This window comes from Sphingomonas sp. NIBR02145 (genome assembly GCF_027359115.1).
Taxonomy (GTDB): domain Bacteria; phylum Pseudomonadota; class Alphaproteobacteria; order Sphingomonadales; family Sphingomonadaceae; genus Sphingomonas; species Sphingomonas kyeonggiensis_A.
In genome coordinates this window covers 1,513,181-1,526,270 of record NZ_CP114791.1, presented here as the reverse complement: position 1 = coordinate 1,526,270, position 13,090 = coordinate 1,513,181, and the positions used below count along the sequence as shown (strand labels likewise).

At 64.4% G+C, this 13,090-nt stretch carries 11 protein-coding genes; 4 read left to right on the top strand and 7 right to left on the bottom strand.

Annotated features, from left to right (window positions below; all coding sequences use genetic code 11):
- Nucleotides 1-7 precede the first annotated feature (7 nt).
- From O3305_RS06745 to O3305_RS06730, 4 genes are read right to left on the bottom strand one after another with little or no spacing between them, the layout of a single operon-like run.
- A complete protein-coding gene (locus tag O3305_RS06745) occupies nt 8-808 on the bottom strand; it encodes a phosphoadenosine phosphosulfate reductase family protein (RefSeq protein ID WP_269575703.1) in 801 nt (266 codons plus the stop codon).
- Nucleotides 805-4,194 carry a hypothetical protein gene (locus tag O3305_RS06740; RefSeq protein ID WP_269575702.1) on the bottom strand — a complete coding sequence of 1,130 codons (3,390 nt, stop codon included), beginning with the start codon at nt 4,192-4,194 and terminating at the stop codon, nt 805-807. Before O3305_RS06740 ends, O3305_RS06745 begins: the two co-directional genes overlap by 4 nt.
- A complete protein-coding gene (locus tag O3305_RS06735) occupies nt 4,191-5,093 on the bottom strand; it encodes a DUF4007 family protein (protein WP_269575701.1) in 903 nt (300 codons plus the stop codon). The genes O3305_RS06740 and O3305_RS06735 overlap by 4 nt, the downstream gene beginning before the upstream one ends.
- Nucleotides 5,090-6,220: a cysteine desulfurase family protein gene (locus O3305_RS06730; protein ID WP_269575700.1), complete on the bottom strand. Its 1,131-nt coding sequence runs from the start codon at nt 6,218-6,220 to the stop codon at nt 5,090-5,092. The genes O3305_RS06735 and O3305_RS06730 overlap by 4 nt, the downstream gene beginning before the upstream one ends.
- Nucleotides 6,221-6,344: 124 nt before the next feature.
- On the opposite strand from O3305_RS06730, the gene O3305_RS06725 reads away from it, so the two are divergent.
- The 3 genes from O3305_RS06725 to O3305_RS06715 are packed head-to-tail and all read left to right on the top strand — an operon-like array spanning nt 6,345 to nt 8,739.
- On the top strand, nt 6,345-7,148 hold the full coding sequence (locus O3305_RS06725; protein WP_269575699.1) for a GIY-YIG nuclease family protein: 804 nt from the start codon (nt 6,345-6,347) through the stop codon (nt 7,146-7,148).
- Between the two features lie 50 nt (nt 7,149-7,198).
- Nucleotides 7,199-7,879 (top strand): class I SAM-dependent methyltransferase, encoded by a 681-nt coding sequence (locus O3305_RS06720; protein ID WP_269575698.1) that lies wholly within the window; start codon nt 7,199-7,201, stop codon nt 7,877-7,879.
- A 59-nt stretch (nt 7,880-7,938) separates the two neighbouring features.
- A complete protein-coding gene (locus O3305_RS06715) occupies nt 7,939-8,739 on the top strand; it encodes a hypothetical protein (protein ID WP_269575697.1) in 801 nt (266 codons plus the stop codon).
- A gap of 158 nt (nt 8,740-8,897) precedes the next feature.
- On the opposite strand, the gene O3305_RS06710 is transcribed toward O3305_RS06715, so the two are convergent.
- Complete coding sequence (locus O3305_RS06710) at nt 8,898-9,461, bottom strand: HEPN domain-containing protein (protein WP_269575696.1); 564 nt, start codon at nt 9,459-9,461, stop codon at nt 8,898-8,900.
- On the opposite strand from O3305_RS06710, the gene O3305_RS06705 reads away from it, so the two are divergent.
- Nucleotides 9,441-10,292, top strand: coding sequence for a HEPN domain-containing protein (locus O3305_RS06705; protein ID WP_269575695.1), 852 nt, complete (start codon nt 9,441-9,443; stop codon nt 10,290-10,292). The genes O3305_RS06710 and O3305_RS06705 overlap by 21 nt on opposite strands.
- On the opposite strand, the gene O3305_RS06700 is transcribed toward O3305_RS06705, so the two are convergent.
- On the bottom strand, nt 10,289-11,455 hold the full coding sequence (locus tag O3305_RS06700) for a site-specific integrase (protein WP_269575694.1): 1,167 nt from the start codon (nt 11,453-11,455) through the stop codon (nt 10,289-10,291). The two genes, O3305_RS06705 and O3305_RS06700, sit on opposite strands and share 4 nt — an antisense overlap.
- On the bottom strand, nt 11,448-12,641 hold the full coding sequence (locus tag O3305_RS06695; protein ID WP_269575693.1) for a tyrosine-type recombinase/integrase: 1,194 nt from the start codon (nt 12,639-12,641) through the stop codon (nt 11,448-11,450). The genes O3305_RS06700 and O3305_RS06695 overlap by 8 nt, the downstream gene beginning before the upstream one ends.
- Nucleotides 12,642-13,090: the final 449 nt, after the last annotated feature.

The window sequence follows — 13,090 nt, the reverse complement described above, 5'->3', positions numbered from 1 at the left end:
AAGGTTCCTAGAGACTGCAGATAAGGCAGCCTTCCGGTTCCTCCTCCTCAATCTCCGCTCCTCCAAGGACAGCGGAAAGGGGGAGGTTCTCCCGTCGCGCAGAACGGCGTGCCATCGCGGCTTCGTGATTGCTCTCGATTTGCTCCATGCGGTCGGGTTGCTCCAGTTCGGTGAGCGATTCCCCACTGCACCAAGTAAAGCTCTCGCTGACCGCGGCGCTGCGGACCTCGTACTCCTTCGCGAGATCGAAGTACTCTGGGTGCTTGCGCTTGAGGCGAACCCACTCGATCTTCTGCTGATAGAAGCAGAAATAGCAGCCCGAACGGGACCGTCCCCATTCCATATAGGGAGGTAGGCCGAGGCCGCTGTCTTCTAGAATCCTGATGACATCGGCACGTACCAAGCCGTCTTCCTGAAACGGATAAACCGCGGTGATGTTGGGCTTGGTGCTGATATAGCCAGTACGCTTCTCGTCGGCGCGCAGGCCCACATAGTTGATGGTGGGGTCGTCGCCGATATAGGTCTCGAAGGGCTTTAGCTTGAGCATCTTCGTGCACCAGCGGCGATGGTTTGACGGCAGCATGTCACCATAGACCGCGAGCCAATGTTCGAACGGGTCGTCCGGGGTCGTGCGCGTCACCGGGCAATCGAGAATGCTCTCGAGCCGGGCCATATAGTCGTAGGTCTCTGGGAGCTCCTTGCCCGTGTCGTGGAAGATGTACTCCATCTCCGGCACACGATCGCGAAGATAGATCGCGAGGGCGGCGCTGTCCTTGCCGCCAGACAGGCTAAGAATGTGTCGGGTCATCCGTGATCCCGTTCGGCTTCCTGCTTGCCCAACGTCAAGTCCTTATCCTTGTGCATGCTTTCCAGCGACAACAGTGCAGCCACCCGGTCCAGGCTCAGGTCTGCTTCCGCCGCCATGCGCTCGATTGCGCCGAGCACCGTGGTCTGATGATCGGTGAGACCGTCGACGTCGACGATCACGGCCCGTTCCTGCCCGTCGATCCGCGTGAGGGAAACCCGCACCGCGTTGCGCTTTGCCTCGGTCTTTCCGAACGCCGTTGCCTCGACGCGCAGGAATTGCGAACCGATATCGGAAAGGCGCGAGCGCCACGTTGCCACGTCATGGTCGAGCCAGCGGACCGGCGGCTTCATCAGCACCGCACCGCCCAGTGCCTCGATCCACTTCTCTTCGGACAGCTTGGTATCGGCGAGACGCAGGGCAAAGGTCCGCAGATGTTGCTCGGTGAGCCGGAAAGAGAGGGCGGCGGCACGCTCGCCGAGCGCTTCCCGGGTGGGAGCGCCAAGCGTCTCGAGCACTTCCGCCCGCATTTGATCAAGAAGCTTGGGATAGCAGCTACGTAGCTCGGTCACCGCAGCATCGAGGGTGCGCACGAAGCTGTTCACGCGCTGCGCGTCCGGCGCTGCGTCGTGGGTGAAGGGCTCCACGCCGCAGGCCGCTGGCAACTCGTCGAACACCAGATCGACCGGGCTGCGAGCCCTCGACAATACCTGCCGGACGGCGCGCGCCTCCGCGCTTACCGACGCGGTGCTCTGCGCATGGAAGGGCAGGTCGACACCGAAGCGGATGAGTGGATCGACCACGGCCCGGATTCCCGGTTGCTCGGCGCCCCGTCCCAGCAGCTCCGCGAGTTGCCGATAAACTTCGGCGCGGATGCCCTGCAGCGACACCAGCTGAAGCGTGAAGTGCTCCGGCGATTTGAGGATGCGCATGAAGGCAGCCCCGTCGATGCGCGGGCAATAGGTGCCGCGCTCGAACAGCGCGACCCGGTGACCGGCCGCCACGAGCGTCACCGCGAGCAGGAGCGGTGCAAGGCCAGGCCGCACGCCCAAGGGTTTCGCCTCAAGAACGGCATAGATGTCCGGTATCGCAACGCGTTCGCCGGTCGCCGCCAGGCAGGAATCGATTGCCGCCAGTGCCGGCGCCACGCGCAACGGGTCCTGGTCCGGCGCGGGCGGTGTGATCGCCCAGGCGCCATCTTGCTCACGATGCAACCCGCCGCGCCGCAGGAGCGATAGATATAGTGCCCGCTCCGGCGGGGCCTTCCCAGGCGCGAAGCCCAGTTCGGGATCATGTGCGGCAGCGAACATCTTCTCGATCAGCCGCTGCCGGGCACCGGCACCCGCCGAGGTCAGCGCCTGCTTGTTGATCAACTCATTCTCGACAAGCGGGGCCTGATTATAGATCTGGTCGCACAGCGCCGATGCGAATGTGTGGATCGGGCGATCGATGAAAGCCAGCTCGCCCTTCCAGAAGGCGTCGATTTCCGAGGCAGGTGCATGGCCGCCCAGACCAAGCGTCGATTCCATCGCAGAGATCAATCGCGCTTCCAGGTCGCCGATGCTGCGCTCGATTTCGGCAGTCGCATAGGCGTCTTCCTGGAGTGCCGAGGCATTTGCCACGACCCAGCGGTGCCGCAACAGGTCCACCATCGCATGCGCGAGATCGCCCTGGCGGGGTACCGCGATCGCGATCACCGTTTCGTCCTGGCTCGTCATCTCGGCGCACCATGCGCGAGCGATTCCCAGGTCCTGCGCATTGCCGCAAAAAACCGCGACGATCCCGCCATCGGCATTTCCGTGGCCCGCATAGCCGGCGAGCGCCGAAGGATGGGTGCAGCGAACCGCAAATCGGCGGTTCGTGCCTGTGATCACGGAATGGCGGCGTGCCAGGACATGCGGTCGGATCGGCAGGCTGCAAAGGTGACGCGGGAGTTCCTCGATGACGGCTCGAGCATCGATCTCGCGTTCTGCGTCATTCCAGATCTGCGACAAGTCGACGCGGCGGCTGGTCCAGAGCCGGAGTTCTGCGCGACCCGGGCGCCGGAACAACAGGCCGCCGCCGATGAGGCGCTCGAAGGCTCCGTCGATCTCGTCCGTCGTGAAGTCGGGGGCCAACGCCTCCTGGACGCTTTCCACACTCGCGGACAGATCCGGAGCGTCGAGCAGATTCAGGAGCCCGACCGTCTTGAGTACGGCGGTCTCGACCAGATCGGCATCCGTCGCTCGATCGAGCACCGAACGGATCCGGGACCATTCACCTGCGCCAGCCTTTGAGGTGAGCCGGTGGCCGAACGAGGAGGCGACATAGTCGAAGAAATGCCGGATGCCGTAAAGGCAGGTAGCCGCCTCCGTCTCTGCGGCAAAGGCGCGCAAGCCGTTGGGCTCCTCGCTCGCGGCAAACCCGAAGAGCGAGCGCTCATTCTGACCGAAGCCGGCGAAAAACCGCGCCATGACGGGGATCGCAGCTGGATGGATGGGCCAGCATCCTCCATCTCCCTTGCCGCTGCGCGGGCCCAGCCAGCCAAGCGCGCGAACGCGCTCAAGTGCGCTGGCGTTCGCCTTGCGGGCGCCTGCGGGAATCTTTGCCTGGTTGACGCTCAGCGCCGCCGACAGGAGCGCCGCGGTGTGCGACAGGGGATGGTCGAAGACCATTTCCTCGAACCGCTCCGCCACCTTCTCCCATTCGCTGCGGCGGGCGGTTCGCCAGTCCTCGGCATAGGACTGAAACCCCTTATGCAGGATCAGGATTACGCCCAAGGGCGCATCGCCGCTGCGCGCAGCCTCTTCGGCTAGCGCCTGCAGCCGGAAGACATCAAAGCCTTCCTCCTCGCCGGCAGCCTCGAGGAATTTGCCCATCTCGTCGACGACCAGCAGCAGGCCATCGAACGCGCCGGTCTCGCGAAGCGCGTCGCGCAGGCCGGCGATCGCCTTGAACGGATCCTTGCTCTTGGCGAGCGCGGTTGCGCGCTTCGGTGCGATCAGCCCTTCGGTTCCGATCGCCCCGGCAATCGCGGCATGCAGGCTGGCCGCCAGGCCGTCGCGTGACCCGGTGACGAGCAGGGGGAACATGCGCGGCGCGCCGCCGGCGGCATCAACCAGGCTGCGCATCGGCATGTCGGGATGCGCAATCCGCGGATCCAGCGCCTGCACAATCGCCAGGGCCAGCGCGGACTTGCCGACGCCGAAATCGCCGATCATGCGCCAGGCGCGGCGCGTGCCGCCGGCCTGTAGTCCGGACAATATCTCGGTAGCCCCGCGTTCCAGCCACGGTGTCAGGACGAAGGAGCGTCCCGCGGAGGCGTCGCCTGCATCCCGTTCCAGCGCGACCGACCGGTAGAACATGCCAGGCGCGCCGAGCAGGCTCGAGATGGTTACTGCCTTGCTCACGCGTAAACCTTCTTCAGTAATAGGGACTCGTCCAGTTCGGACACGGCCGTGATGGTGCCGGCGTCGCCAGATGGCCGGTACGACCACAGGTCTGGCGATCGTTCGAGATGGTCGCGCAGATCATCGGTCTCGATGCGCAGCGTAGCGCCCGGCGACCCCTCGCCATGAGCGAGATCCCGGAACGTCACCACCGTTTCCCCGGCGCGTCGCGCATTCCAATAGCTGGCGATCGCGTAATCGATCACCGCCCCGCCGATCTCATCGATGGGAAGTCTGGCCAGGGCGAATACAGGTTCGAACCGGTCGGTTCCGCCACGACGACGGCCGAGCCGGCGCAGTATGCCCAGGTCGACCAGCGGCCCATCCAGCGCGTCTTCGGGTGATGCCGGGTTCTGCGATCCGAGATAGCTGTGAATGAAGACGTCGGCGTGCTGGAGCAGCGTCACATCGGAATGTTCATAGCCCAGGCGCTCGCCTTCGAGCCGCATTTCCGCCAACAGCTCCGAGCGCGTGAAGTCGGGGCGCATCCGTCGATACAGGATATGGCGCCAGGCGAAGAGCGGCGTTTCCACCTTCGTGCTGAGCCGCCAGTGCAACAGCCACTGCGTCTCGACGCGCTCGATGAAGGGATCAAGGCCATGCTGGCCGAACAGGGACTGGCCAAAGGGCAGCAGGGACCAGGTGCCCGCCTCGACCGACGCCACGTCGAAGGCTTCGAGCCAGAAGCGAAGGGCGCGAACCATGTTCTTGCCCAGCCCTAGCTCCAGAATGGCGCGCTCGTCGTCCGACAACGCCTTGGGGTCGCGCGCGATGAGCCGGACCGCCTTGGGCAGCCATGCAAAGCGGCAAGCAAATGTCTCGTGCCCGCTGAAGCGGGGCCGCACCGCGGCAAGTGTCATGCGTATCTCCGTGAGGGCGTGCCCGCATTCAGGGCTGCGGCGATCATCTCGCCGGCCTGCGCGATCTCATCCTCGGTGTTGAAACGGCCGATGCCGATCCGAATGGCGCCTTCCCTGGCCCAGTCCGGAATGGCCATAGCAGAAAGCACATGGGATGGGCCAGGAACTCCGGACTGGCACGCCGCACCGCTGGACAATGCTATTTTTCCCCACAGACGGCCGATTGCGGCTTCTCCGGGGAGATGCGGCGTCGACACATGCAAGCTACCGGGCAAGCGCGACGCAAGCGCGCCGTTGACCCTGAGCCCAGGAACATGCGCCATGAGTACCGATTGTAGCGCATCTCGCATGGTGGCGATACGCGCCTCGTCGGCTCGGCTTTCGGTAGCGCGGAGGGAAAAGGCAAACGCGAGCGCAAGCGCGCTTGGGGCATCGGGAGTGCCGAAGACATCGTGCGCAAGGCGGGACGCATGCCCGCTCAGCTTCCCGATCAGCACCCCGGCGCGCCTGGGACCATAGGCCTTGGCGCCACTGACCACGATCAGGTCTGCGCCAAGCGCCGCGGACATGTCGGTTCGCCCCGCTGCTTGGCTGGCGTCGACCAGATGCCTGGCACCAAATCGAACGGCGAGGGCGGAAAGCCCGCCGATATCGCTGATGGTACCGACCTCGTTGTTCGCCGCCATGGTGCAAAGCAGGTCGGCACCGTCCTTCAGGGCATTCTCCGCCAGTTCCAGTCGCGGCGCACCGTCTTCGTCGACGCCGATCAGCGAGAGGGTCAGGCGGCCATCCGCTTCAGCTCGGCGCAGCGCTGCGAGCAGGGCCGGATGCTCGACTTCGGTCGCCACGACCCGCGCCAGTCGCCCGGAAGCGCGCCCAATCGCGTCTTCGACAGCGATCCACAGCGCCGCCGAGGCGCCCGGAGTGAACAGGACATGCTCGGATTCGGCCCCAACAGCCCTGACAAGCGTTCTTCCCGCCTGATCGATCGCTTCCTGAGACTTGATGCCAAGGGCATGTTCGGAGCTGTTGGGGTTAGCCGGATTTTCTGTCATCGCCGCGCGGTGATGGTCTGCGACCCGGGGATCGACAGGCGTTGCGGCCATGTTGTCCAGATAGATCGTCAATTGGTCCCCGGCTTCGAAAATACCCTTCGATCACGCTACACGACCGGGAATCTCAGGTCATTAGGTGATTGCGCCCGTCTGGCGCATTCTGCCGGCAGCGTGGCGTCGCATGGGCGGGAGCGGAATGGACGAGCTTGGTGAGATGGCGGCAGGTTCGCGGCATGTCGGGCGGAATCCCGATTGGACGCGCGACGAGACGATCTTGCTGATGGACCTGTATCTCCTGACGCCCAGGGCGGAGAAGGGGCATCCGGAAGTCCAGGCGCTTTCGCACATCCTGCGCGCCGCCGGACGCCGGGACGGGCGCACCATGCTGGCGTCCTTTCGCAACCCGGCCGGTGTCGCGATGCGGCTGCGCAATTTCGCGAAACATGATCCTGAGGCCCCGCCGGGCCGCAATGCTGGGCTGCGTCCGGGCGGTGCGATCGATCGCCTGGTATGGGAGGAATTCACTCAGGACCGCGCCGCGCTCGCCGTGGAAGTCTCCCGAATCCGTCGCGCAATCTCGGCCGGAGACTGGGTGGCGCAGCGGAAAAGCTCTCGCGGGCCGGCGCCGGTCTTCTCGACGCGAACCGTCCAACCCGTCGATGGTCCTTGCTGGGTGTATCTACTTCTCGTCGATGGACCCGCCGCGGTACTGGCGCCTCACATCGTGCCGCGCGAAACCCACGCCGTCTTCAAGATTGGCAGGACTTCGGACGTGGACCGCCGCATGGCGGAGCTCGGCCATGGTCTGCCCCCGGGCGCGGGAATCCGCTATGTCCCGCTCTGCCTCAAACCAGCCCCTTCGGCGCAGGTTGCCCATGTCGAGGAACGCCGCCTCCTGGACCTCTGCGACCGGATGGGCTGGTCGCTGGGCGGCGAGTTCGCGTATGCGCCATTGCACGCATTGCGACTGGCGATGTCGAACGGCGATATGGCCGTGTAGCGTCGCCGACTGGCGTCGTGGCGCGGCCCCGCCTATGTTGACGGCGGAGGTTGCTGATCCAGATGCTGTCGACCGAAATTCTTCACCCCGCTGTGCAGGCATCGTCCGAAGCGAGGGGCCGGGAGGGCGAGAGGCTCAGGAGCACCCAGCTTTATTATGCTGCCAGCGCCCTGGACTATGCCGAGCTAACGGCAAGGATTGATACGTCGGAGCGGATCGATGCATTCGTTGCGCTCCTGCCTCATGCGGCACGTGTCCTGGACGCCGGATGCGGTGCCGGGCGGGACTTGGCGCAGTTTCGATCGAGAGGCCTGACCGCAGTCGGGCTGGATCTCTCACCGGAATTGGCCGAGCTCGCCCGTCAAAGGTCCGGATGCGAGGTGATCGTGGGCGACCTGGCCGCCCCGCCGGCGCTTGGAAGCTTCGATGGTATCTGGGCAATGGCCTCCCTTCTGCACATCGATCGGTCTCGCATCGGCGCCGCGCTGGAAGGGCTTCGCGCAATGCTCAATCCCGGCGGCGTGCTCTTCTCTTCGGTCAAGCGCGGGCGCGGAGACGTGTGTGACGAGACCGGCCGTTGGTTCACGCTCTACGATGAGGAGGCATGGGCCGAGCAGATGACCCAAGCGGGCTTCGATATCCTGGAAATCAACGGCGAGCCCCCGGTGTCGGGCGCATCCACCGGCACGGTTGCACCTGGTTGGATCTCCTGCATGGCACGCCTCTCGTGAGTCCGGTCCGGATCGGCCTGGCGCTGGCGTCAACGCTGGCCGCAAGCGCGCCACTGGCAATGGCTGCGCCGTCCCCGGCCAATGGTGTGGCGACGGCCCCGATCGACGACGCCCCGGCGTCCACCGCGCCCACGCCGCGGGCTGGCCCGATGGAGGCCGTCCTGACGGTCCGGGAGCCCGTTCGAGTGCAATCGGGCGGCGGACTCAACCCCTTGTGGACAGCCGCGCTGAGCGGACTCGCGGCGCTTTTGGGTGCGGCGGTCGGCTATGTCGGGACAACCAGAAACGGCCGTGCCACGATCATTCAGAAGACCAATGAGCTTGAGATCGAGTCGATCGAGAAGCGGTTGTCCGAGTTCGTCGGACCGTTTCTGCACTTGAGCGGAGAGAACAAGATTCTCGCGCTGGAGCTGAAGCGCAATCAGCCAGATGCTGCGAATTTCCGTACGCTGACCGCGCTATTGACCAAGGGGTGGCTCGCCGGGCTTGCTCCGGGCGACAAGACCCTGCTCGACGCGGTCGTCGAGAATGGCAAGGAACTGCGTAAGCTGATGTCCGAAAAGGGCAGCAGCGCGGTATCTATCCAGCTCATGCCCTATTTCAGCAAGGCCAGCGCCCATTTCCGGATGCTCGAACTGGCGGCGGCGGGAAGCCTGGAGATGGATCCGGCGCGGTATAGCGAGTATGTTTACCCCCGGCAGCTGGACGGCGTCATGCTTGCAGAGCAGAAGCGGCTTCTCGATCGCCGGGAAGCACTGCGAAGCAAGCCGAGCAAGGCGCACCCGAGTATGCCGGATCTTGTCATTCCTGGCGACCTGAAGCTTCCCGATAAGCCGGCTTCAGTCACGACCAGTCCCTAGCCAATTGTAAACAGCCAGCGATCAAAGTTGCACGGGTACCACGTAGAGAAAATGATGAACCTCTTCGCGGAAAGTTGGTGTTTCAGCATTGGCATTACGAGGTAAAGCTGCCGCTTCGGTCGTCCGCCAGATGGCGTCCCTCGAAACAATTTGGTCGTTCACGTAGCGATCTTACCGCTCAGTTCCCGGATTCTCTCGGCGCAGACGGTCTGGACGATCTGCCCGAGCTGCTCCACGCAGAGTCCAAGCCACTCAAGCTCTTCCGCCGAGACGCGATAGTGCTTCGAGTAGCGTGCCTTGACGTAAGCGTCCTTGAGTTTCGTGAATTTTGCCCGGTCGGCGCGGCTGTCCGAGGGCCAGACATTGACCAAGCGCCTGTCCAGCTTCTCCGCCTGGTTTCTGAGGAAAGCGATGTTGTGGGAGTGCGGGGTGTAGAAATTCACGACCAATAGCGCGCAGTGATAGAGCCTCTCGGTTGTTTGATGAAGGTCGAAAGCTGCGTCCTTCCAGAAGCCCTTCTCGACGCCGTACTTGAAAAGCTCATATCGCTTCATCGCCGACGGAAACCACTCCTCGAAATACTCCTTCGCGAGTTCGAGTGCTTGCTCGGGCGTCTTCGGCCGCGGCTCCAGAAGCTCGCTGTCATCGGACTGATAGAGGGCAATGCCGTCCCGAGCGATGTCCATGAAGAAGTACCGGCCGTGCGCGAGCCCATCGTTCACTTCCTGCAGGGTGTGAACGATGAAGTTGACCGGCGTCTTGAGCGTCTTCCCGATCAACCCTTCAATGAGCCGGGCCTCCGCGCCCTCCCAATATGCGACGCGGTCCGTGAGGTCCTTCTGGTTCACGATGTCGTCAACCAGAAGGAGCTGACCGACCGGGTCGACTACTGGGTGCGCGCCGAGGAGCGGCTGATCCGCGAACTCGCGATTACCAAGACCCTGCGTACCCCGGTCAATTTCATCGTTCATTCCCTACAGGAGGTGAATGACGGGCTGGCCCACGGCCGCTATTTCTTCATGGACGTCGCGAAGGACGGGATCGCGCTCTACCAGAGCGACGATACGCCGCTGCTCGATCCCAAGCCGAAGACGCCAGAGCAGGCGCTTGCGCTGGCGACGGAGTATTATGGGGAGTGGTTCTCTGCCGCGATGAGGAAGGGCAAGCTTGCGTCGGATGCGGTAGCCCAAGGCTTCTCTAAAGAGGCCGCCTTTCTGTACCATCAGACGGCTGAGAGCTTGTATCACGCCGTCCTGCTGGTGCTGACCTTCTACACGCCGCACGTCCACAATTTGGCGTTCCTGCGCTCGCAGGCCGAGCGGTTGGATCGTCGTATCCATGGCATCTGGCCTTCGAACAATCGGCGCGAACGCGCGATGTTCGAGAAGCTCAAGGATGCCTATGTGAAGGCGCGCTATTCCAAGCACTATCGGATCACCGAAGAGGAATTGCTCTGGTTGTCCGAGCGGATCGAGGAATTGGGGCGGGCCGTGCACGATGTGTGCGCGGATCGTCTGGCCCAGCTCGAAGCGGCGGTATCGGAGAAGCGCTAGCCGCTTCGGATACCTGCCTGCGCGAGCAGGAGCGTCCCCAGCTTCTCGGATGCGGTCGATAACGCGCCATCGGCAAGATGCGCATATCTGGCGGTCATCTGGACGCGGCTATGCCCCAGCAACCGAGACGTGCAGAACAGGGTTTCACCCGACATTATCGCATGGCTGGCGAAGCTGTGCCGCAGGTCATGGATGCGGAGCTTGGCCGGTAGCTGCGCCTGTTGGCGAATAGCAAGCCACGCCGAGCGAACGGACTCATAGCGTTGTCCGGCCTCCAGCGGGAACACGAAGGAGTGCGCGGAGCGGGCGCGCAGGGGAAGGCCGATGCGGTGCTTTTTCAGGAAGCGTATCGCGCTCGCACCGAGGATCACCTCGCGGGGGCCGGTCTTGCTGTCTCTCAGCTTTAGCCTGTCCGTCAGGACGTCGCGCCATTCGAGGGTGATCGCCTCGCTTACCCGGCATCCGGTGAGCGTCAGGAACCGGAGGAGTGCGGACGCGGTGCACTTCTCGGCCTCGCGCTGGTCGAGGATTTCGCCGAACCGCGCCATTTCGTCTTCGCTCAGGAAGGTGCCGACGATCCTGCGCCGGTTCATCCGGACGCCCGTAGTCGGGTTGCGCCAATCAGGGGGCAGATATCCCCACGCGGTGGCACAGCTGAGCAGGTGGCGCAGGATGCCGAGCGCGCGGTTGGCGCCACCTGGACGGGTGACGCTATAGCCCTCGAACCAGCGCACGACATCTTGTCGCGTGATCGCATCGAGCCGCATGCCGCCGAACGCCGGGATCAACCGGCGGGACACATAGGATTGATAGGTGCGCAGCCCTTCAGGCTTGTAGAAGGCACCGGCCCGGCGCTCATGCTCGGCCTGAAACACCTCGAACAATGGCGCGGCAGGGTTGGCCGCCGGCGCCGGTGTGTCTCCCGCCATCAGGGCCGCAGCGATCCGCCGGGCCGTGCTTACGTCGGTATCGGGGAAGGAACCAAGCACCTGACGCACGGACCTGCCGTCCTTGCGTGTGCGCATGATCCAGCTCTTCGCGCCGCAGGGCTGCACTCTCAGGGCAAGGCCCGGCTGGCGGATATCGCGCAGTGCATATTCCCGCGCTTCGGGACGGGTGCGGGCGCAGGCCCGGTCGGTGAGCGAGAGGGCGAGATTAGCCATGACGCGCCTCCCGAGCGGGGGTGGCAGGCTGAGGCCCGCGCCCTCGCATCGAGCGGTCGATCAGACCCGATACCCGGGTCGCCGACCTCTTGAGCGCGTCGGTTGCGATGTGCGCGTAGCCTAGCGTGCTGTCGATATCGTGGTGCCCGAGCAGCTGGCCGACAAGGCGCAGATCGATGCCGTTCGAGACGGCCAGCGAGGCGAAGTGGTGGCGCAGATCATGGAGCCTCAGTGCGCCGAGATCGGCTTCCTTCCGGATCGTGTGCCATTGCCGGTCGATCACGCCGATCGGGCCGTCACTCCTTTGCGCGGGGAAGACGAAGCGGCTTTTGCGCGCATCCCTGCGCGTGTCGAGAATGGCGCGCGCCGGGGCGTTGAGCCAGATCGTGCGCGGGCCGCTTTTGGAGTCCTCCAGCACCGCCCGCGAGCCTATGATCCGGTCCCATTCCAGCGACAGTATTTCGCTGCGCCGCGCGCCTGTCAGGAGCAGCAGCCGCACCGCGTCACAGGCATCGGGCATGTTGCCTTGCAGGCGCTCCAGCGCCTGCCACAGGCGCTTTACGGTTGTGGCCGGGAGCAGTTGGCCGCGATGGCCTTTCTGCTTCTTACGCATGCCCCGGCACGGATTTGTGCCTGCATCCCTCAGCCCGTGGTCCTCGGCATAGAGCATCAGGCCCGACAGCGTCGAAAGCGCCATGCGCACCGCTGTGCTTCGCGCGGCGATGTCCAGCCGCCATCGCGCGACTTCCTCGGCCGAGACTTCCCGGACCTTCCGGCGGCCCAGCAGGGGCAGAATATGGGCGTCTGCGACGGCCCGCATATTCCGCAGCGTGCCCGCCTTCCAGCGACCGCTTTCCCCCGATTTGAGGAAGTGCGGCATCACATCCATGATGCGTGCATCCGGCCCGAACAGGGGCGCGCGGGTGGTGGTGGTAGGTGGTGGGGGCGCTGCGCTCGCCATGCGGCGAGCGGCGTCCAGAGGGATATGCGACACCTCTCCAAGGGTGTTGCGCGACGTCTTTCCAGACACGCGCCCGAACACCACCCATGTTCTGCTTCCGGAGGCTCGCAGGCGCAGGGCCAGGTTCGGTGCGAGGGTGTCGCGCAGGAGGCGTTCGCCGCTCGCGGGTAGGGCGATAGTCCCGGGATCGAGGGTGGAAAGGTCCTGTGCTTCTGCGCGTCGCATAGCGTCGTCGCTCCATAATCCCGGCCCTGAAAGGGCCGTCAGAGCGCGTCCGGAGGGATGTTCCCCAGGACACGCGGGGATTTATGGGAAGCGGTGGAAGTACGGCTCGACCGGCGCTCTGCGCCGCTCTTTGCCGACCCTTCAGGGCGTGGAATGTTTGCCCTTTGGATCAGCTATTTAGCCCTCCTCGCGGGTGTCGAATCTGGCGCATGACCAAGGTCATGCGGTTGTCTCGACGCACGCCCTGAAGGGCGAAGTTGTAATGCACCGTACGCACGGGTGCTGCGGCCCTGAAAACCGCGGGAATCCGCCCTTTTTGCGAGGTGCGAAACGTCCGCCAGCGCCGTGACATTTGTCCGCCATGTCCGACGCGTCGGACGGGCCCATTCCTAAGTGCCTGTTTCTGCTTGTCATATGCGTAGGACGGTGTCGGCGCTTCAAGATATTGA

Coding starts and splice junctions, on each gene's coding strand:
- O3305_RS06745 (WP_269575703.1), bottom strand. CDS start 808: ATGACCCGACACATTCTTAGCCTGTCTGGCGGCAAGGACAGCGCCGCC.
- O3305_RS06735 (WP_269575701.1), bottom strand. CDS start 5,093: ATGACACTTGCCGCGGTGCGGCCCCGCTTCAGCGGGCACGAGACATTT.
- O3305_RS06725 (WP_269575699.1), top strand. CDS start 6,345: ATGGACGAGCTTGGTGAGATGGCGGCAGGTTCGCGGCATGTCGGGCGG.
- O3305_RS06715 (WP_269575697.1), top strand. CDS start 7,939: ATGGCTGCGCCGTCCCCGGCCAATGGTGTGGCGACGGCCCCGATCGAC.
- O3305_RS06700 (WP_269575694.1), bottom strand. CDS start 11,455: ATGGCTAATCTCGCCCTCTCGCTCACCGACCGGGCCTGCGCCCGCACC.
- O3305_RS06695 (WP_269575693.1), bottom strand. CDS start 12,641: ATGCGACGCGCAGAAGCACAGGACCTTTCCACCCTCGATCCCGGGACT.